The organism is uncultured Photobacterium sp., from assembly GCF_947502415.1.
Lineage (GTDB): Bacteria > Pseudomonadota > Gammaproteobacteria > Enterobacterales > Vibrionaceae > Photobacterium.
This window is the reverse complement of sequence record NZ_CANMZV010000010.1, coordinates 165,179-186,285: the sequence shown is the minus strand read 5'-3', so window position 1 is coordinate 186,285 and position 21,107 is coordinate 165,179. Positions and strand designations below refer to the sequence as shown.

17 protein-coding genes and 1 tRNA gene are annotated in these 21,107 nt (G+C 46.1%); 13 read left to right on the top strand and 5 right to left on the bottom strand.

The genetic code is table 11. The features are described from left to right. Nucleotides 1-317: 317 nt before the first annotated feature. The 4 genes from Q0852_RS12815 (at nt 318) to Q0852_RS12800 (ending at nt 4,429) form a co-directional block, all read left to right on the top strand. Nucleotides 318-1,199 carry an alpha/beta fold hydrolase gene (locus Q0852_RS12815; RefSeq protein ID WP_299018490.1) on the top strand — a complete coding sequence of 294 codons (882 nt, stop codon included), beginning with the start codon at nt 318-320 and terminating at the stop codon, nt 1,197-1,199. Between the two features lie 655 nt (nt 1,200-1,854). Next, nucleotides 1,855-3,027, top strand: a complete 1,173-nt coding sequence (locus Q0852_RS12810) for a MerR family transcriptional regulator (RefSeq protein ID WP_299018488.1) — start codon at nt 1,855-1,857, stop codon at nt 3,025-3,027. Nucleotides 3,028-3,030: 3 nt separating this feature from the next. Continuing rightward, nucleotides 3,031-3,540 carry a GNAT family N-acetyltransferase gene (locus Q0852_RS12805; protein WP_299018486.1) on the top strand — a complete coding sequence of 170 codons (510 nt, stop codon included), beginning with the start codon at nt 3,031-3,033 and terminating at the stop codon, nt 3,538-3,540. Between the two features lie 16 nt (nt 3,541-3,556). Continuing rightward, the gene (locus Q0852_RS12800; protein WP_299018483.1) at nt 3,557-4,429 is read left to right on the top strand and encodes an alpha/beta hydrolase; all 873 of its coding nucleotides are present in this window, start codon (nt 3,557-3,559) and stop codon (nt 4,427-4,429) included. A 699-nt stretch (nt 4,430-5,128) separates the two neighbouring features. On the opposite strand, the gene Q0852_RS12795 is transcribed toward Q0852_RS12800, so the two are convergent. From Q0852_RS12795 to Q0852_RS12775, 5 genes are all read right to left on the bottom strand, one after another. Continuing rightward, entirely contained in the window at nt 5,129-5,890 is a 762-nt protein-coding gene (locus Q0852_RS12795) for a DNA-binding protein (protein WP_299018481.1), read from the bottom strand. A gap of 95 nt (nt 5,891-5,985) precedes the next feature. Beyond that, the gene (locus Q0852_RS12790) at nt 5,986-7,527 is read right to left on the bottom strand and encodes a hypothetical protein (protein ID WP_299018479.1); all 1,542 of its coding nucleotides are present in this window, start codon (nt 7,525-7,527) and stop codon (nt 5,986-5,988) included. A gap of 177 nt (nt 7,528-7,704) precedes the next feature. Next, nucleotides 7,705-8,763 (bottom strand): site-specific integrase, encoded by a 1,059-nt coding sequence (locus tag Q0852_RS12785; protein WP_299018477.1) that lies wholly within the window; start codon nt 8,761-8,763, stop codon nt 7,705-7,707. 306 nt (nt 8,764-9,069) lie between these two features. Further along, the gene (locus tag Q0852_RS12780) at nt 9,070-10,287 is read right to left on the bottom strand and encodes a site-specific integrase (RefSeq protein WP_299018475.1); all 1,218 of its coding nucleotides are present in this window, start codon (nt 10,285-10,287) and stop codon (nt 9,070-9,072) included. Between the two features lie 87 nt (nt 10,288-10,374). Continuing rightward, nucleotides 10,375-10,465, bottom strand: a tRNA-Ser gene (locus Q0852_RS12775). A 400-nt stretch (nt 10,466-10,865) separates the two neighbouring features. Here Q0852_RS12775 and Q0852_RS12770 point away from each other — a divergent pair. The 9 genes from Q0852_RS12770 to Q0852_RS12730 all read left to right on the top strand — a co-directional run bounded on the left by Q0852_RS12770 (nt 10,866) and on the right by Q0852_RS12730 (nt 21,021). After that, the gene (locus tag Q0852_RS12770) at nt 10,866-11,063 is read left to right on the top strand and encodes a hypothetical protein (RefSeq protein ID WP_299018473.1); all 198 of its coding nucleotides are present in this window, start codon (nt 10,866-10,868) and stop codon (nt 11,061-11,063) included. Nucleotides 11,064-11,261: 198 nt separating this feature from the next. Further along, complete coding sequence (gene trxC / locus Q0852_RS12765; RefSeq protein ID WP_299018471.1) at nt 11,262-11,699, top strand: thioredoxin TrxC; 438 nt, start codon at nt 11,262-11,264, stop codon at nt 11,697-11,699. 161 nt (nt 11,700-11,860) lie between these two features. Beyond that, nucleotides 11,861-13,633 carry an acetate--CoA ligase gene (gene acsA / locus Q0852_RS12760; RefSeq protein WP_299018469.1) on the top strand — a complete coding sequence of 591 codons (1,773 nt, stop codon included), beginning with the start codon at nt 11,861-11,863 and terminating at the stop codon, nt 13,631-13,633. Continuing rightward, the gene (pdhA, locus tag Q0852_RS12755) at nt 13,630-14,619 is read left to right on the top strand and encodes a pyruvate dehydrogenase (acetyl-transferring) E1 component subunit alpha (protein ID WP_299018467.1); all 990 of its coding nucleotides are present in this window, start codon (nt 13,630-13,632) and stop codon (nt 14,617-14,619) included. The genes acsA and pdhA overlap by 4 nt, the downstream gene beginning before the upstream one ends. Nucleotides 14,620-14,643: 24 nt before the next feature. Beyond that, nucleotides 14,644-15,627: an alpha-ketoacid dehydrogenase subunit beta gene (locus tag Q0852_RS12750; protein ID WP_299018465.1), complete on the top strand. Its 984-nt coding sequence runs from the start codon at nt 14,644-14,646 to the stop codon at nt 15,625-15,627. Then, nucleotides 15,627-16,919, top strand: coding sequence for a dihydrolipoamide acetyltransferase family protein (locus tag Q0852_RS12745; protein WP_299018463.1), 1,293 nt, complete (start codon nt 15,627-15,629; stop codon nt 16,917-16,919). The genes Q0852_RS12750 and Q0852_RS12745 overlap by 1 nt, the downstream gene beginning before the upstream one ends. Then, a complete protein-coding gene (locus Q0852_RS12740; RefSeq protein ID WP_299018461.1) occupies nt 16,916-17,164 on the top strand; it encodes an acyl carrier protein in 249 nt (82 codons plus the stop codon). Before Q0852_RS12745 ends, Q0852_RS12740 begins: the two co-directional genes overlap by 4 nt. A 44-nt stretch (nt 17,165-17,208) precedes the next feature. After that, nucleotides 17,209-19,641 (top strand): phosphoenolpyruvate synthase, encoded by a 2,433-nt coding sequence (gene ppsA / locus Q0852_RS12735; protein WP_299018459.1) that lies wholly within the window; start codon nt 17,209-17,211, stop codon nt 19,639-19,641. A 432-nt stretch (nt 19,642-20,073) separates the two neighbouring features. Then, nucleotides 20,074-21,021, top strand: coding sequence for a hypothetical protein (locus tag Q0852_RS12730; RefSeq protein ID WP_299018457.1), 948 nt, complete (start codon nt 20,074-20,076; stop codon nt 21,019-21,021). Nucleotides 21,022-21,107 lie beyond the last annotated feature (86 nt).

Below are 21,107 nucleotides of genomic sequence, written 5' to 3'. Positions count from 1 at the left end.
GCATGACAAGGTAATTGGCACATTCATTGAGCGTGAGTTCTACAGATGTTAGTTCAACAAGTTGGCGTCATGACCCATAATTTCACTAAGGCTCTTATACGTAAGAAAATGCACCTCAATGTTACAACGCAGGTGCATTTATTAATGTTTCCTTGATAATCAGCAAGTTTTATAAAGGTATCACAGAGTTGGTATTTGTGAACCTTCTACTATAGATCTGACCATTAATTACGTAGGAATCAAATAAATTTCAGAGGCAACTTAATTATATTTCATCATGAACAATAAACCTGCAATCACTTTTTAGGATATTTTAAATGTTATCTCTTAATAAAAAACCGGGCGCTTGCTCTGCTCTTCTCGCTTCATTAATACTTTCATATCCAGTATATGCTGCTAAAAAAGATATTTCTTTCAATGTTGATGGTCAAAAGGTAATTGGGACACTAGAAACACCAGAAAATATATCTAAGCCGCCTGTTGTATTAATGCTTCATGGCTTTATGGGCAACCGCCATGAGTTACCAGTGAAAGACACAGAAGAAGGTGTCTATTCCAGAGCAGCAAGAATAATGGCAGAACATGGTCTTGCTAGCTTACGTATTGATTTTAGAGGTTCAGGTGACAGTGATGCAAAATGGGAAGATACGACCTTCAGTAGTCAAATAGAAGATGCAAATGCGGCGGTAAACTGGATAAAAAGTAATAACAAAGTTGATAATTCTAAAATTGGTATCCTCGGGTGGAGCCAAGGAGGTTTGATTGCCAGCCATGTCGCCAAATCCAACCCAAATATTAGGTCAGTAGCCCTTTGGGCCCCTGTTACACATCCTTTCATGACATTCTCGAATCTTTTAGGGGCAGATTTAATTCTTGAGGCAGCAGCAAGTGATCCTGAAAAAAGATTTTCAGCAACAACTCCGTGGGGCAAAAATACAACGCTAAAAGCTAAATTTTTCAAAGAAATTTTAACAAAGAATCCTATTGGGGCGATTGCTGATTATCAAGGACCTCTGCTTGTCATCCGAGGCTCTCAGGATAACCTGGTTATAAATACTGATGCCTGGATGACTTATCATGATGGTGTAGAAAAACTCATTGAGTTTGATACTGACCATGTGTGGAGTGCATTTTCCGGCCCAGAGATACTTGACGGGAAGATGCTACCTGAAACTATTGATTGGTTCAGTAAAATGTAATTAGAACTCTGTAATCTTACACTTAATGGCCTACACTCTGTGGCCACTTTTATAAATATCACTACAGACACAAAAAAGCCTTTGAAAGAACAAAGGCTTTTTCTTTAATGAGGTGGCGGAGAGATAGGGATTTGAACCCTGACCCCACGACATAAATTAAAATAAACCGTTTTAAATCAATGCGTAACCGAGCGTGACGCAAGCATATTTAAACAATTGTGTTATGCAATTGACTCTAGTTAAAATTACATAGCAAGTCAATGGTAGCTAGCGCATTTTGAGTCAACATCGACTTGGCCTAGTCGACTTGGCCTAGTTGATCAACTCGGCTTTGGACAGAAGCTTGTCAGTGCATTATCTAAATTAGTAACCGATGAATTAATACAGGTATCACAAAACTTAAGCCACCACCGCTTCTTTCGGTAGTCATCTTGCACGAAAATGGACAATTCCTTCCGTTGCGCAACAAGAATCCCAAGTGATGCGTTTACATATAAATGCCAACTTCATGCAAATTAAAGTGGGCGTAGTGATTCTGCCCGCTATTCGAAACCATTCTGACTACCAAGACTATTTTCAAGTTTCTGCCAAAATAAATATTGACCTGTCTAAAGCTTCACAGTTTATAGTTCGCTCATAAATGAGAGGAAAACCCATGTACCGTATTTCTGAATTGGCACAAAAAGTCGGATTGAGCCGTTCCACTTTGCTCTATTACGAAAAACTCAAACTGATTTCTGCCAAGCGGCAAAGCAATGGGTATCGCTGCTATACAGACAAAGATGTTCAACGTGTAAAACTATTACAGCAACTACAAGCTGGCGGACTAACCCTAAAAGAGTGCCAAGCATGCTTAAAGGCTCAAATCGACAGAGAGCTGCTACTTCATAGGCTTAATGTATTGGATGAAGAAATCGCCCAAAAACAAAAAGCAAGAGAGCTTCTTTCCTCAATGCTTGGCATGAACTCTATGAAGGAGTGGCACCAGTCAATGGAAAAAGAAGCCCCGTCAGCACATCTAGAATGGTTAATGAAACAAGGCTTCAGTGAAAAGAATGCCTTGAGGTTAAAGTGGCTTTCGAAAGATATGAATAAACATGAACAATACATGGCTGATTTTGAAGCTATTTTTCAAGGGTTAGATCGGCTGGGGCCAGGTGATGAAGGTGACTCTCTCAAAGCATTACGCTCTTTACCTATTAGGTCGGGCGATGCGCTAGAGATTGGCTGTAGAAAAGGAGTCACAACCACTTTGCTGGCAAAAAATTCAGCCTTCAATTTAACGGCACTCGATAACGATGAGTACTGCCTAAGCTGCCTTAAAGAGAAGGTTAAAGACCATTCTCTTGAACATCGAATAACAACGATTTGTGCCAGCATGACAGCGATGCCATTTGATCGGGGGCAATTTGATGTGCTCTGGTCAGAAGGCAGTGCTTATATCATGGGAGTCAAGCAGGCACTCAAAGGTTGGAAACCATTTCTCAAGAGTAATGGCTACTTAGTTATTAGTGACTTGGTTTGGCTGACCGATAACCCAGATGCCGAAGCCATAGAGTTTTGGCAACAAAACTATCCAGACATGGCGACGAGCAAGCAACGAATCAAAGAGATGATGAAAGAAGGCTATGAGGTTATAGAGAGCTTTACACAGAGTGAACAGTCGTGGCGCAACTATCTGGCTCCATTGATTCAAAAAATCACTCAGGTTGAAGATGAAGGTTTTTCTTCTAATGCACTCGATGATTTACGCAAAGAACTACAGATACACGAGCAATACTTAGGTCAATATGGTTACCAAGTATTTATACTAAAAAACAAAGGTTAAAACATGAAAATTAGAGCTGAAAATAACTCAGACATTACAGAAATTGAAACACTTATTTATCGAGCGTTTGAGAATCATCCACACCATGAACCAGGTGCTAAACCAACAGAACACTCGATCGTCAATAAACTACGTGATGCAAAAGTATTATCACTATCTCTAGTGTGTGAAGATCAAACTGGCATCATTGGTCATATTGCCTTTTCACCGATTCTTATTAATGGCGAGGAGTCTGTTTGGTATGGTTTAGGCCCAGTATCAATAATGCCAGAGCGTCAAAGTGAAGGTATCGGTGGTGCACTTATTCGTGAAGGTTTAGCACAACTTAAAACACAAGGTATTGAGGGTGTAGTGCTACTCGGTGAACCAAAATATTATGGCCGATTTGGCTTTGAGTCACAGCCAAACCTTACACTTCCAGGTGTCCCATCAGAGTATTTCCTAGCTATATCGCTAGCCAACAATATTCCGACAGGCGAAGTTGCTTATCACTCTGCTTTCTTTGACAACTAAGAAGTAAGGAGAAATTATGAAACGTTTTATTCTGACAGTGACATTTCTACTATGCATGTCATTAAATAGCGCGAATGCTTTAGCAAATAACCCAGCATCTAAATTAGGAATTGCTATATCAAATGACGCAGAAAAAATTGCATATAGCGTTAACGGGAGTGGCAAAACATCACTAATATTTATTCACGGTTGGAGTCTGGATAGCAGGCTCTGGCAAAATCAAATCGGTTATTTTTCAGAAAAATACCAAGTTATTACTATTGATTTAGCTGGTCATGGAAATTCGTCATTCAATCGAGAAGAGTACACCATGACTGCATTCGCTAAAGACATTGAAGCGGTAATTGAGAAAGAACAGCTCGACTCAGTCATCTTAATTGGGCATTCCATGGCTGGTGGTGTAATTGCTGAAGCAGCTAAGCTGATGCCCAAAAAAGTGAAGGGCATTATTGGTGTCGATACATCACAAAATGTGGCATTAAAGTTATCACAAGATGATCTTGACCTGATGACGAAGCCTTTTGAAGACGATTTTCAAAGCGGAATTGCGGCATTTGTAAAAGACTCATTACCGAAGAACGTAGAGCCAGAGTTACTCTATTGGGCTAGAGAAGATATGGCGTCAGCCCCTAAAGATATCGCGATTAATCAGTTTCGTAATTATATCGGCCAATATGTAAGTGGTGAGTCATATCGCGTCTATGAGAGTATCAACGTGCCAGTTGTGTTAGTGAACGCTCGATTATGGCCAACTAACTCAGCAGAAAACAAGAAACATATCAAAGATTACAGCATTTATTACATTGAGGAGTCAGGACATTTTCCGATGCTTGAGAAACCTAATGAGTTCAACAAGATCCTTTTTGAAGCTGTTAAGTCTATTAAGTAGTTTGATCTATTAGGTTCGTTTCAATCGACTACAAGTGATTTTTCTTTACCTGAATTGCATGAGTTAGAGTGAATTCTCTAACTCATTTTTTCTATTTCTGACATATGACGTCAAGCAGCTTTGCATAACCATGCACTGTAAATATTTGGATACGAAGATACCCTTTCTGCACAGTTCTGGGAGGTTTCAAGCACGCCCCCATGACAGCTAGCCATAAGGAAAAGTACGGAAATTCCAGTGGCACGATTTGCCACTGAATAATTATGTTAACGCGGAATGGGGCAGATATGAGTTGTTGCAGATTCTGCAACAACTGAACTTTCTCATTGCTCAGGCAACTATTGCAACAGTTCAACTGCCGAGGAATACTCGGTAGTTGATTGATAAGCAATGTGCATGTTTTGCACATTAGCTAGTTCTATTGCTAAAACGATGCGTTCTGAAACGTTTAGGGGCATTTTCGTGTTAGAGTAATCCGTCAGATTATGTGATCCGTCAGATTAAGTCACATGAGAACTGACAGACTGCATGCTGACTAATCCAACTTCAGTTGTGAACACTAATCCAACTTCAGTTGTCCACTTAAACCGAGTTGATACAAGATCGTCGAATCCTTCTTATGAAAGGAAACTTGTCCAATCAACTCGGTTTCTAAGCAGTAGAGAATTGAATATTTTCATTCAATTCAGTGGCTGTTTCCTACGATGCTGCCGCCAAGTTAACCAGATCATCTAACAGTCTGGCTTTCTCTTCCGATACAACCTCCAGCTGAATGGTTAACATTTCCAGCTCCTTTTCCTTTGCCGCAAAGTCAGCTTTAAGATCACTATATTGTTTCTGGACGTTGTTTAAGCCTGTCTCCAACGCGTCATTCTGCTGAGTCAGCAAATCGTGTTGTCGCTGCGTTTCATGAAGCTGCCTGAGTGTGTCATTGAGGGCATTCACTGACGATTCGAGTTGTTCAGCTACTTTTTGATTTTCTTGCTCTCGCTGCTGTAATTTATCAACAAACTCAGTATGCGCCTGTGATAAGGAAGCCAGCTGCGCCTCAAGCTCATCGATCCTTTTCATCGCATCGCGAACCTCAGCTTCAGCGACACGTTCCCGCTCATTTGCCTGGTTAACGGCACTCGCCACACGCGACTCTGCTGTTTGAATGGCAATGCCATTTAACCGTTGGACGATGGATTGCAACTCATGGGTCAGCTTTTGGTTAACCGATGATAGCGCCTCTGAGAGCTCAGAGGGTAAGTCAGAACCATCAGCACCTTGCTCACGGTCTTGCGCATTGAGGTGCACTTGCCACACGCGTAACAAACGACCGGCATCACCTTTATTGCCTACTGCTTTGCGCAGTGCAAAGCCCGTAACACGGCGCTCCTGTTGCAGTAAGGCATTACCGGCACGAATAATCGTCTCGTCAGAAACTTCAGGCGTTCGGCCAATTTGAGTTTCACTCATTACACACCTCCGGTGTACTGAAGAAAGTAAGTAAGAAACAGAAGAAAGAAATAAAGAAAGTAACGAAAGAAACGGCTTTCGCTGTGGTTAGTCGGTCAGTCATAGCCCACCTCATAATCCTCAGGACTTGTGTCGCATGACTCATCCCCCACGGCATGGATAATGCTGTGCACCACAGGCTGTAAATCGAGCGACAATTCGCTATCTAATTGCTCTGCCAGACGCTGAAAATAATCTTCAGCCTGATGCACTAAGCCACGCTGCTGGTACGCCACGCCGATATATGCCTCCCGGATAAGCTCGCCCAGCACCTGTTTCAGCTCGCCCCTGAGTTTTTCCGTCATCGTGTTTATGCGGCAATATTCAAAACCAAGTGTCTTGATGGCTTGCTCTTGGTCTGCAATCTCTGCTTTTTTCTCTGTGATATCCTGCTCAAGTTGCATCAATTGCTCTTGTTGCCAGGCGTGCTCACTGGTTAGTTGCGCCTTGGCTGTTTCAAGCTCAGCAAGACTACTGGCTGCCTCTTTGGTTTTCTCCTTTAGCTTTTCCAGCCGCTTTTCTTCCAGCTCACATTTTCGGGTCGCGTAATTATGGCTGCGCTTGGACTTGGGCATTTTTAATTGCCGGTTCCCTTTCTTACGCTCCTCAGACTGGCGCTCGGTTTCGGGTGCAAGCACAGCATGTAACCCCCGTTTATGCAGCAGGTGCTCATTGATGAAATCACGAAACATGGCTTGCAGCCGCTCGCCGTGCAGCACCATTTGTTCCTGTGTCAGCACACAATTTTCTGGTAGCAACTTTTCTTCCTTTTCATTTCTTGCAGCACGCAGCTTGTTTTGTTCACGGACGTACTGATTAACCACTTCAATTTGGGTTTTGAGTAAATCCCAGTTGCCAAAAACACTGTCTTGCCCAGACAGGAAGTAGTGACAATGCGTACCGGTCTCTTCATTTTTTAGTCGCTCATCAGCATGCACCGCCATGGCATGGATGGGGTATTTCGGAAAATAGTGCGTGAGGAACTTTTCCGTAAAGTCCAGCCAGTCCTGCGGTGTAATGGTTTTGTTATCTACCTTCCAGCGGTGAGGGATTTTAATTATCCCCTCTTGAAGGTATGTGGCATTCTGATTGGGCCTGGCCCCAATCAGCTTGTTATGCACTGCAACAAACTTTCTGACCGAGCCCATTTTTTGCTGGTGACGCGCCAGCGTTTTCATGTCCAATTGCGCTACCTTACCCGCAGGAATCGGGCAATTATCAGCTGTCGTCCAGAGCTCCCACAGCAATTCGGCCGCATCCTCATGGCCTTTCTGGCGTTCAACTTCCATCGCACTTTTTATTTTGCCTTTCAGCTGCCGACGCCGGGTCTTTAGCTTCGCCTGATTCTTCACTTTTGAGGCTGGCATAATCGCGGCTAAGATGGCTTGTTTTTGCTCTAGGTTATAGTCATCAAGCGGCGCGGTTTTGCCGTTAAACCAAAGTGAATTTTCCTTCGCCAGCGATTCATCCCACTCCGGCGGTTTAACCTTTTTAGTGAGGATGCGCAACGTATGGCACAGCGTCTTGAGAATTAGTGCAACACCCTTAGCGGTCGTATCGGGATTGAACTGGCGGTAAAATGCATGGATGGTTTTCATGCCACACCCCCTGTGAGGGTGTGGGCCGACCCCGGGGTCAAGGGGACTCCCTTGCCAGCCGCTGTCGTCTTATCTTTTGCGCAGCCAAAAGTGAGACGATAGCTTAGCTGGTTAAACATCCGTCGCCCTTTTGTGGCGCGGCCCATGTCGAGACTGTCTCTGGCCAAAATCAAAAGGCTATTCACGCGCACCACCTGACAAATTCAGCGCTTGCTGAAGCGTGCTGGCCAACGCCGGATTTTGCTCCAGGGCTATCAATAACTGTCCAACCAGGCCCAGTGAGGTTTCGGAGGAGCGGTTTGGCAATGAGGGTGCAGCTCTACTAGCGGACTGACTTGGGGGTTCCTCAACAGGGTTATCGACAACGCCGAAGACATCATCCATGCATTCATAAAACTGGCCTGCATAGTTAGGGGCATCCTCCTTCAGCCAGCGGGAATAATGTTTATCCACCATAGTGGTATCTTCGTGACCAAGTTGCCGCGCAACCCACTCTTTACTTATCCCCGCAGTGAGGCAATGGCTGGCGAAAGTGTGGCGGGGCTGGTTTGGCCCTCGGTGCTTAATGCCCAGCGCCTTCAGGAAAGGGGTAAAAAAGCTTTTGGCGTACTGACGCGAATCAATAAACGGTTTACCTGTTTTGGTGTTCAGAAATACATGACGAACATACAGGGTCTTGTAGGTTTTATTGTCCGCCTGTAACACTTTTATCCGTTTGGGCTTGAGATGGCCTGTTAGCTGATATTGCCGTTTTAAAATGGCCATCACATGCGGGTTCATCTCAATGGTTCGCTCAGATGATTCCGTCTTTGGTACTTTATACCCACCGAGCACTTTACATTTATTAATATCAATCTGGCGACGTTCAAAATCCACACAGTCCCAGTCTAACGCAATCGCCTCGCTAATCCGCCCGCCAGTTGCACAGTTGGTTAGACACAAGTTCTGCTCACTTTGGTATTCGGTTTGCGCTGTAACCAAGAGGGAAAGCTCTGACTTGGTGAACGGCAATGGCTCAGCTGTTTCTATCACTAAGTTGCTCAGTCCGTCCATCGGGTTGCGAACAATCACTCCATCGCATTGAGCACTTCTGAAAATAGCCCTGAGCACCGTAAAATGTTCATTGATGGTTTTGTTGGCAAACTTCTTGTGTGCCTTAATTTTCCAGGCCTTGATATCTGATTGCCTTATTGTCTCAATCGGCCTTTTACCAAAGTGTTTAACCAGATTCTTCACTTTGGACTTCACTGACTTCAGGGTAGAGGGGGGCGACCTCAAATTGACGCTCTGCAAGGTATTGCGCAGCATAATCTGCAAAAGTGTATTGAGCCATCATTGACCTCCGCGGTTCAAGCCGCTTTTCATCATTATTTGGCTACAAGCTAACACGCCCCAAAGGGCAAAATACATACTAAACTGCTAATATTTAAATATTTTCATGAATAAAAACAACCGCTTATACAAACACTTATATAGACACATCAAAAATCCACAGTACAATCAGAGCCATAGTTGATAAGAGCCAGATACTTCTTCAAGACACTAAGTTTGTATTTTTTTTCCATAGCGACCATAGGTTATGTTTTGGTTTTTATGGCCAACAAGCTGAGCAACGATGTTTTCATCTACCTCTTGTTGTTTTAATTCATCCACAAAGGTATGACGAAACGAATAAGCAGTCGGTCGCTTTCCCGCTTCCATACCGATTTTATTCTGCAACCTCGCAAGCTGTTGGCAATATTGGCGAGACCAGTCTTTATTCTCCCCCAGCGGGATGTAAGGGAATAGCTGTGTCTGGCCCGCTTGCTTCAGTTCAGACACATAATCTTGAAATCCCCATGCCAAAATCTTGGAATGCACCGGGACAAGACGGTAGGAACCGGGATTTTTGATGCGTTGCTCGTCCCCATCTCCACTGACACGAATGCAGGTTATGCCATCTTGCTCAAAGATATCTTCAACCCTTAACTGACATGCCTCCGAAGGCCTGAGGCCGTGGAACAACATCAAGAGTGTCGCCCACTTAAATGCAGCATTCTTTGCTTTAAACTCAGCGGACTGAAACAGGCGCTTTAATTCGTGTTTTTGCCAGCGCTTCCGCGCTGAACCATCACCAGTGCTCGACGATTTAGCCATTGGGATATCAGTGAACGAATTGGCAGTGGTGTAACGCATCAGCTTACACCACTTAAAAAACTGGGAAACAGCCGATAGATATTCCTTGTTCGTCTTATGGCTGCGCCCCTCTCCGAGCAAGACATCCCGATACACGAGTGCCTCTGCGCTGGTAACCTGAAACACCGTTGTCGCTTCGGTGGAGGTGATAAAGTGTTCTATGCGCTGTTTAAGTTGTTTTACCGTTAGAGGTCGCACCGACTCTTTTGCCTTCGAAGCGACAAATTGCGACAAAGCTTCACTTAATGTGATACCCGCTAGCGGCCTAGGAGCTCTAACGTTGCTTGCTTTGCTGGCTATCCGAATAGGAACTGTTGCCTTGTCAGAGGAGGTAAAGCTGATGCGAATTTGGTTGATGGTTCGGTCAACCAAGCACTTAAAATCAGCCACGGTTTCATCAGGCCGAACACTCGAAACCAGTGGGCGTAGGGTTCGGGCGACTTCAAGGTTACGTTCTACCGCCTCTGCACGGCACTTTGTCAGTAGCGAAACCTTGATGTCAAACGGGAAGCCTCTGTCTTTTAACGATTTTGGCAGGCAGATACGAGTGTAGTAGGTACAATTTGCAGCGCGGAATAGGTACATTGTCTCAGTCAATCCTATTGTGGATGCTTGCAATGCCCAGATACAAAAAAAGCCGTTGATAATCAACGGCTTTTTTTGTTTTTAATGTGGCGGAGAGATAGGGATTTGAACCCTAGATACGCTACAAACGTATGCCGGTTTTCAAGACCGGTGCTTTCAACCACTCAGCCATCTCTCCGTAAGTGCGGCGAATATTACGTGCTTTGATTTCGCTTGTAAATACTCCCTGCAATCAACCGCTTACCTTTTGCCCAGCAAGTTCAACATCAAACCTAAACGGTTAATAAATATCAATTATCACCAATAATTCCAGAAGGAAATCAATCATAAAAATCACAGATAAACGCTAGGACAAAAGTGAAACATCTGTAAGCCGGAAGTTTGACCTAAAACTGCTAATTTATTCTGGAGGGGAACTTTCAAAGATACCCTTGAACCACTCCGGTTCAAAGCATCATTTCACGTAAATTGCACAATTATGCGATATGTCACAAACTGGGTTTTATCGTCTTAACTCTTACAAAATCGTCTGATAAAGATATGTTGATTCTGACGCAGGGTTTCTTTAGGAGGTAATTGTGTCTATCAACTCTATTGACCACAACGAAATTGCAGACGTTGCTTCTAAGTGGGACTACAAAGACGAAACGGCTTCAAACATTGCGCCATCTAAGCGTCAACAAGCTGAAGCTAGACGCCGTATCGAAATGCTTCGCGACATTCGCGATAGCGGTCTAACCATTGCGGAAGCAAAAGAAATGGGGCTTATTCACTAACAAATAAAACTAAAGAATAGGTGTCATCGTGCCATCAACTGTAGGCACTTTGACTTGTATTAACCAATAACGGACGGAACCTACTGATACAAATTGGTTTAATCGAATTTATCTATCGAACTAACCTGTTATTCCGTCTTTTCTAATTACGGGGTAGTCGTTACATTATTGCCAACAATATCTGAAAGGAACGCAATAATGACCACAATGACTACCCGATGTCCTCACTGTAAGGCTATGAATCGCCTTCCAATTGAGCGCACAAAAGAAATTGCTTCTTGCGGTGCTTGTAAAGAAAAACTACTCGACGGTAAACCAATTGAGGGAACAAGCGATAACTTCCTTTCACTTATCCAGGGTGATCAAGCTGTCGTTGTTGATTTCTGGGCTCAGTGGTGTAACCCGTGCGTCGGCTTTGCGCCTATCTTTGAAAATGTAGCAGCCGAGCGTGATGGTGCTGCGCGTTTTGTAAAAATCGATACCGAAGCACAGCAGGCTCTCGCAGCTCAATACCATATCCGTAGTATCCCGACCATTATGGTGTTCAAGAACGGCCAGATGATAGACAGCCTTAACGGCGCGCTCCCAAAGAGCCAGTTTGATCAATGGTTAAATCAGGCACTGACAAAAGCATAACCCTTTTACCAAACGTAATAATAATCTGGCCTATCCGCGAGATGTTTGAACACAAAAGGGATTAATCGCCTCTCAACTCTGCGAAAGCAGAAGCGCAGCGCTTATACCAGAATCTATTGCGGGTATAACGTTTGTCGTCAGGTTTGACACAGGGAGGCTAAATGGCGGATTCAATCTTAAAGAAGTCAAATCAGAACTTTACTGCGAATCTGGACGACTACCGCCGTTGCTACCGTGATTTTGACTGGTCACGCCCAAATGGCCCATCTCCCAAGGGCCTGACCGGTAATGATTTAAATAAAAGTGGGTTGAATATTTGCTACGAGGCCATTGACTGCCATCTGCTAGCAGACACCGCCGATAAAACCGCTATCCGTTGGATAAGCAAAGATACTCAAATCATCGACTTCACCTATCGTGATCTCAGCGAACAAACCAGCCGCTTTGCCAGTGTTCTCAGTAAGCTGGAGCTAAAAAAAGGGGCACGGGTATTCAGCCTTGCCGGCAGGCTACCTGAACTCTATATCGCCGCCCTTGGAACACTTAAAGCTGGATGTGTTTTTACCCCCCTCTTTTCCGCCTTCGGACCAGAGCCTATCCGCTCTCGAATGGAAATTGGCCAAGCCAATGTCCTGCTGACCACCAAAAGCCTTTACCGCAAAAAAATAAAACAATGGTGGCGAGAACTGCCCGACCTACAGGCGGTACTCATTATTGATGGTAAAATAGAGGATGAGTCCGACTGCTATCATTTATCGGCGTTAATGCAAAACGCTGATCCCCTTTTCCCCTGCGTGGCAACCCAGGCTGAAGACATGGCGCTACTGCACTTTACCAGTGGAACAACAGGCAGACCCAAAGGCGTTATCCATGTTCATCAGGCCATTCATCACCATATGTTATCCGCCTATTATGCGCTGGACTTAAAACCATCCGACACTTACTGGTGTACAGCCGATCCGGGCTGGGTGACAGGCACCACCTACGGAATCATCGCCCCACTTTGCCTCGGGGTGACAATGCTTATCGACGAAGCTGAATTTGACGTCGAACGCTGGTACCGCCTGCTGCAACAACAAAAGGTAACTAACTGGTACACCGCCCCAACAGCAATACGAATGCTGATGAAAGCCGGAGATGAAATCCCCCAGCAATATGACCTTTCCTCACTGCGCTTTATCGCCAGCGTCGGCGAGCCGCTCAATCCGGAAGCCGTTGTCTGGGGTAACAAAACCTTCGGCATCCCCTTTCACGATAACTGGTGGCAAACCGAAACCGGTGGGATCATGATTGCTAATTTCGCCAGTCAGGCGATCAAACCAGGTTCGATGGGCCTGCCGCTTCCGGGGATACAGGCAGCGATTGTCGAGCACAATAGAGAAGGACAGCTTGAAACCATTTCTGCGCCGATGCAAGTTGGTGAACTTGCCATCAAGCCGGGCTGGCCTTCCATGTTCAGAGGTTACCTGCATCAGGAAAAAAAATACCAAAGCTGCTTTGAAGCAGGGTGGTACTTAAGCGGTGATCTGGCGATGCGGGATAACGACGGCTATTTCTGGTTTGTTGGACGCAAAGACGATCTAATCAAATCCTCCGGTCATTTAATTGGCCCGTTCGAAGTAGAAAGTGCCCTAATGGAACATGAAGCCGTTGCAGAAGCCGGGGTAATTGGCAAACCGGATCCGGTGGCCGGAGAGATCGTGAAAGCCTTCGTCGCACTAAAGCCGGGTATTCAGCCCGACGAATCGCTTCTCAAATCATTACTGGGATTTGCCCGCAAGCGCCTTGGTGCCGCGGTTGCTCCTAAAGAAATAGTCTTTCGCAGCAATTTACCTAAAACCCGCAGCGGAAAAATCATGCGTCGGCTACTAAAAGCCAGGGAACTTGGCCTCCCCGAAGGCGATATATCTACTCTGGAGAGCGATGAACAATGACCGACAGACTCCACATCAACCGAAATCACTTGCTGCACCAGCTCAAGCAAATGCTCCGGATCCGCCGCTTTGAAGAAAAATGTGCCGAACTCTATGCCCAAGAAAAAATCCGTGGCTTCCTCCACCTCTACATCGGCGAAGAAGCGGTCGCTGTCGGGGTAATGAGTGCACTCAGTGGCGAGGATCAGATAGTCGCTACCTACCGTGAACACGGCCATGCCCTTGCACGCGGACTGACCATGGGTAGCGTGATGGCAGAAATGTTTGGCAAAACCACAGGATGCAGCCGTGGTCGTGGGGGCTCGATGCACCTGTTTGACAAAGCGATGCAATTTTACGGCGGCAATGCCATTGTCGGCGGCGGATTACCACTGGCAACGGGACTGGCCTTAGCAAACAAGAAACTAAAACGCCCTGCTATCACTGCCTGCTTTTTTGGCGAAGGAGCGGTAGCCGAAGGAGAATTTCACGAAAGCCTCAACCTTGCCGCCTTATGGCAGCTTCCGGTGCTGTTTGTCTGCGAAAACAACCGTTACGCCATGGGCACGGCTCTGGCGCTATCTGAATCAGAAACCAATATCGCCAGAAAAGCCAAAAGCTACGGCATCGTTGCCGATCAGGTTGACGGTATGAATGTGGTCGATGTCGAAGCCGCCGCGCTTGAGGCCATCTCTTATATTCAGGAGCAGCAAAAACCTTACTTGTTAGAATGCCAGACCTACCGTTTTCGCGGCCACTCCAGCTTTGACAGCCAACTCTACCGCGACAAAGACGAAATAGCGCAATGGGAAGAAAAAGGACCGGTTCGCCAGTTGATTAAATGGCTCAGAAACAACAGTCATTTTGAAGACAGTGAGCTGGAAGAAATTGAAAAGGAGATTGAAACAGAAATCGCCGCAGCGGTTCACTTTGCCGAAGAAAGCGAATGGGAACCGGTCGAGGATTTATACCGGGACGTATACACGCAGCTGAAGTCGCCACAATAATAAAATTCAGTCAGGACAAAACACATGGGTTCGAAAACATTAAGCTACCGGGAAGCACTTCGTGAAGGACTGGAAGAAGCGCTCAATCAGGATTCTCGGGTATTCCTGATGGGTGAAGATGTCGGTCATTACGGTGGCTGTTACGCTGTCAGTAAGGGGCTGCTTGAACAATTCGGAACCGAGCGAGTTATCGACACACCGTTGTGTGAATCCGGCTTTGTAGGTGTCGGGATAGGTGCAGCGCTTGGCGGAATGCGACCTATCATCGAAGTCATGACAGTGAATTTCAGCCTGCTGGCAATGGACCAAATCGTTAATACCGCCGCCACGCTCAGGCATATGTCCGGCGGCCAGTTCCATGTCCCGTTAGTGATCCGCATGGCCTGCGGTGCCGGGAGGCAACTTGCAGCCCAACACTCTCATAGCTGGGAAAACTTCTATGCTCATATTCCCGGCCTCAAAGTACTCAGCCCCGCAACCCATTGCGATGCCAGGTATATGCTCGGACAAGCCCTGGCTGATCCGGATCCGGTGTTGATATTCGAACATGTCATGCTGCTTAATGAATCCGGCAACGTCCCTGAAAGTGCCAAAGCCCCAATGGAACAGGCACTTATCAAGCGTGAAGGCAATGATATCAGCCTGATCACTTATGGCGGAAACCTCAACAAAGCCCTGACAGCAGCCAAGCAACTTAAGGGGTTCAGTATTTCAGCAGAAGTTGTCGATTTGCGCTGCCTTCGACCACTGGATAAACCCACAATCCTTTCCAGTATCGCCAAAACCCACCGGGCCGTAGTCATTGACGAAGGCTGGTATACAGGCAGCCTGGCTGGAGAGATCAGTGCCATCATCATGGAAGAAGGCTTTTGGCATTTAGATGCCCCTGTTAAACGAGTCTGCACTGAAGAAGTCCCCATTCCCTACCCTCATCATCTGGAACAAGCCGCCCTACCGCAAGTCGAACAAATTGTCACAACAGCCAAAGCTGTCATGGAAGGCCGATAATGGGTAATACCACGATAGATATCACCATGCCATCACTCGGTTCCGACATGCGGGATGGTACGTTGGTCGAATGGCAAGTAGCCGAAGGAGATAGCGTCAACAAAGGCGATATCATTGCAGTTATCGAAACCAACAAAGGGGCGATTGATATGGAATGCTATCACACAGGTACTATCAGCCAGCTTCTTGTCCAGCCCGTTGTCTCTTTGCCTGTCGGCACTGTTTTAGCAAGGCTTGAGGTCGACAGTGAGGTTGCAGATATCAGAGATGTTCAATCCACCGAATTACTAGACCATGCATCAGAATCAAAAACAGATACAGAAACAGAAGCGGATCAGCCCGCTCAACCGCAACTTTCTCAACCAATGCCGCCCCAAGGCACAATCCCGATATCCGAAAGGCAAAAGCCAGTAACAAGAGCGCTCACTTCACCTATCGTCAAGAAACTAGCCCATGAAAAACAATGGGATTTATCCGCCATCAAAGGCAGCGGCCCGGATGGTGCAATCTTATTAAGGGATATCCAGCGCCTTATAAAAAAGACCGCACCTGAACCAGATACAGTTACTGAATTAGGCATAGTCTCTGCGCAAGCGCCGGCAACAACGCCCGCGTTCGGAGATCGCAACCTTCCGTCGATACGAGAATCCATCGCCTCAGCAATGGAAAAGTCCAAACGTGAGATCCCCCATTACTATCTCTCGCTTGATATCGAACTCACTGAAGCCGTGCGATGGCTTCAGGATAAAAATAACAAACGGGATCCCGAGGATCGCATACTGCTACTGGCAATGTTGCTAAAAGCGACAGCACTGGCACTCGCCAAATTTCCGGCTCTAAACGGCGTCTTCAAGCAAAATCACTTTGAACCCGGCAGAGGAATTCACATTGGCAACACCATCAGCCTTCGAAATGGCGGGCTGGTAATTCCCGCAATCCACGATGTAGACCAACTCTCACTTAATGAAACCATGCAAATGCTACGGGATATCACAACCCGAAGCCGTAGCGGCCACCTTCGCAGCTCAGAACTTACCGATGCCACCATTACTGTTACCAGTATTGGCGATAGAGGTTCCGACAGCGTCTTCGGCGTGATCTACCCTCCACAAGTCGCCATTATTGGTTTTGGACGCCTGCGTAAATCAGCAGTCATAAAAGACGACAAGATTATTATCGGCGACATCCTCACAATCACGCTCAGTGCCGATCACCGCGTCAGCGATGGCACTCTGGGCGCTAAATTTCTTCATACCCTTGCGAATCAATTACAAAAGCCGGAATCGTTATGAATAATGATGAAATCAGAACTATGGTTATTACGGCAATACAAGGAATTGCCCCTGAAATAGAAGAAAGTGATATCGCCCCAGATGAGGATCTTCGAGATGAGTGCGATCTGGATTCAATGGACTTCCTAAACCTACTCGGCGCCATCAAAAAAGCATGTGGGGTTAATATTCCCGAAACCGACTACCCGAAAGCCAGAACCCTCAGCAATATACTCGAATATCTGAGCAAACAATTAGGGCAATAAAGGGCGGGAAATTGCTGTCATCTTGTGATCAAAGGAATTGTGCTATGACGACTCAGCCGGATAACTCGACCACGCACCAAGATACAGACATTATTTATTGGTTCGACGATTTAACCATTAAAGATGTTGCAATAGTCGGCGGAAAAAATGCCAGCCTAGGAGAAATGATCAGCCAATTAACACCTGTCGGGATCCAGGTTCCAATCGGCTTTGCTACCAGTGCCCAACTCTACCGTGATTTTATAACTCAAAACCAACTTGACCAGCCGATCGCCAGCCACCTGGACGCCCTTGCCAGTGGCACCGCAACCCTAACAGAAACAGGAAGCGCCATCCGAGCACTCATATCCCGGGGCACATTCAACGAACAGCAGAAAGCAGCCATCACCAAGGCTTACCGACAACTCTGCCAACGTGTTGACATCGATACACTCAGTGTTGCCGTAAGAAGCTCAGCCACAGCCGAAGATTTACCCGAGGCCAGTTTTGCAGGGCAACAGGAAAGCTACCTCAACTTACATGGTATCGATGAGGTAATCGAAGGCTGCCGCCAGTGTTTTGCCTCACTTTATACCGATCGAGCCATCGTCTATCGTCAAGAGCAAGGATTTCCTCATCAGCAGGTTGCCCTGTCAGTCGGTGTCCAGCAAATGATTGAAGCCGAGGCCGCCGGCGTCATGTTCAGCCTCGACACTGAAAATGGCTTTCCCGATGTGGTAATGATCAACGGCTCATGGGGGCTGGGCGAAACCATTGTCAAAGGCGGTGTAACCCCGGATCGCTTTGCGGTTTACAAACCGCTGCTCGACAACCCAACCCTTCAACCAGTAATTGAAAAGCAGCTTGGCAGCAAATCTGAAAAAATGGTATTTACCGAATACGCTACAGCCCCCGACAGGACTGAACCCACACATACCATCGCCACCACCGAGACAGAGCGTTCCTCATTTGTACTAACTAATGATGAAATACTTGATCTCGCTCGCTTGGCAGTCATCATTGAACGCCACTACGGCAGCCCAATGGATATGGAATGGGCCAAAGACAGCCGCAACCAACAAATGTACCTGGTACAGGCTCGGCCTGAGACTGTCGAATCGCGCAAAGATACAGCCGTATTAGTCAATTACACCCTGAACGAAAAATCAGCCGTTTTACTGGAAGGTGCCAGTGTCGGTAGCGCCATTGCAACAGGCAATGTCTGCCTCATTAATCACCCCGATGAAATCAATCAGTTTCCGGAAGGAGCGATCCTGGTTACCGAGCGAACTGACCCGGACTGGGTTCCCCTAATGCGTAAGGCATCCGGAATCATCACCGATACCGGCGGCCCCACCAGCCATGCGGCCATCGTCAGCCGAGAACTAAAAGTGCCTGCTATCGTAGGCACGGAATTAGCGACCAAAACATTAACCGATGGCCAGAAGGTCACCTTGAGCTGTGCAGGAGGAGCAACAGGCCAGGTCTTCGAGGGCATACTGGAATACGAAACCAAAGAGGTAAACCTGGATGATATTCCCCAAACTCAAACGGCGATCATGATCAATGCTGCTATGCCGGACGGTGTTTTTCGCTGGTGGCAACTACCTGTTGCCGGAATAGGATTAACCCGAATTGAATTTATGATTTCCAGCCAGATTCGGGTACACCCGATGGCACTGATCCACCCTGAAAAAATATCCGATCCTGAAGTGAACCAGACCATCGCCCAATTAACCTCTGGTTATAACCATAAACCCGATTACTTTGTCGATAACCTGGCATTAGGTATCGGTAAAATTGCCGCATCGCAATACCCTAAACCGGTTATTGTCCGAATGTCAGACTTCAAATCCAACGAATACCGGGGATTATTGGGTGGTGAGTTTTTCGAGCTCAGCGAAGAAAACCCGATGCTGGGATTACGTGGCGCATCCCGCTATTACCACCCGCTGTACCGCGAGGCATTCAAGCTGGAATGTCAGGCCATACTCAAAGCCCGCCAGAAGATGGGCTTTAGCAATATTATCGTCATGATCCCATTTTGCCGCACTACCAGCGAAGCGGATCAAGTACTGGAAGTCATGGCAGAAGCAGGCCTAAAGCGAAGCGAAAATGGTTTGCAGGTTTATGTGATGTGCGAAATCCCATCTAACGTGATCCTGGCTGATCGCTTTGCCCAACGCTTTGATGGTTTTTCTATTGGCAGTAATGACCTGACTCAACTGGTACTTGGGATAGACCGGGATTCCGCAGAGCTTAAACCGCTGTTTGATGCAAGGGATGATGCCGTCAAGACGCTGATAGCACAGGTAATCAAAGTCGCCCATCAATATGGCTGCAAAGTTGGAATTTGCGGGCAGGCTCCATCGGATCACCCCGAATTTGCAGAATTTCTGGTGGAGTGTGGCATCGACTCGATTTCGCTCAACCCCGACTCCGTAGCCAAGGGTTGTCAGCAGGTTGCCCTTGCCGAGAAAAAACAGGCGCAGCAATAATGCGAAACCTCTATTCTATGAACTGAATGCCTGCAAATTCATTACCTGTCCCAGATCCTAAGTGCTTGATGCCAGTGTTAGTACTTACGGGCAGGTAATGTTGCACCTGTTAGCTAATACGCCGACACCTGCACCTTTTTGCCCTTGCCCTTGCCCTTGCCCTTGCCCTTGCCCTTGCAGTCAGGATTGAGTCAATTATCACTCAATGGCTTACTGCTTATATCTAAATACTTATGAGCCAAAGCTTTTTGCATTCCTATGATTTGACAGAAAAAAAATAAGAAACATCATGAGCACCCCACTCACTTATTGCATATGCAATACCAATGACAAATAACGAAGATATAAGCACTCTCGTTATTTTAATTCAGATATAAAAGGACAATAGAATAAGCATCAGGGAATAACTCCGGTGCCTATTATGAATGCATTATGAGAAAAATTATCCTTCTAGGCTTGGCTTTCACTTGTTCCACAGTAGCAGCATCCACTTCAGAGGCTACATCAGATAAACCATTATCCGCTCAGTTTGGCAACGTCGCTTCAGGTTACAATAAAACCATTCATTACCCATCCTATTCGAAACCGCTTAGTGCCAATGATACCGGTTTACTCAATCCGAATACTCATCACACCACCCATTTACCTGTCGTTTACCACTCTCGCTGGCAATGGCTAATTTATGGATACAAAGAAGCCGCTATCCAGCTTAACAAACATCACTTCAGCTACCCTGATCAAGTGGAGCTAAACATTGATGCAAACACCAAAGTAGAATCTATTGACGTTGAACTTATCAATCAGGAAACTCGTGAAGTTATTGCCCAGATAACAAACCAAGGCTCTGAAGCCACTATTCCAACCGAAGCTCATTGGCCTGACGAAATACTGGTTAAGGCCCGAATTCAATTCGACATAGGCGAGGATGCCATTACAACCTCAATGGCCTTCGGCTTGCCTGTAGCTCAAATTAACCGTATTGAATTACCGACCGCGAAAGGCGCAGATTTATATATACCGGTTAATATCGAAGCCTTACAAGCCGGTCTATACCGTGTTCAAGCCAACCTGTTTACCCAAAATGGCGATCCTGTTGCTTTATTAACTAGTTCGAAAAGACTGTCTGAAGGCAATAGTTCCTTACTGGAACTTAAAGTGCACAAAAGCGTATTGCTTGGTACAAAAGGGCCATACCAGTTACAAAATGTTCAAATCGAACGTATGACAGATACACCATTTGAAAAACAGCGCCGAGGACGCAGCACGCAAGAAACATTCCCTATTGCTGATTTCGACTTAAATGAATTAACAGACGATGCTTACACACCGACACAAGAAGAGTTAGATCGCCTCAAATTTCTAAACTCACTATCGAAATAAATTTCAAATGAGTAAAGCAATCGCAAATGTGAACAGATGAAACGTTAGGCTTTGCTACCATATAACAATACCTGTCCAAAAGAATG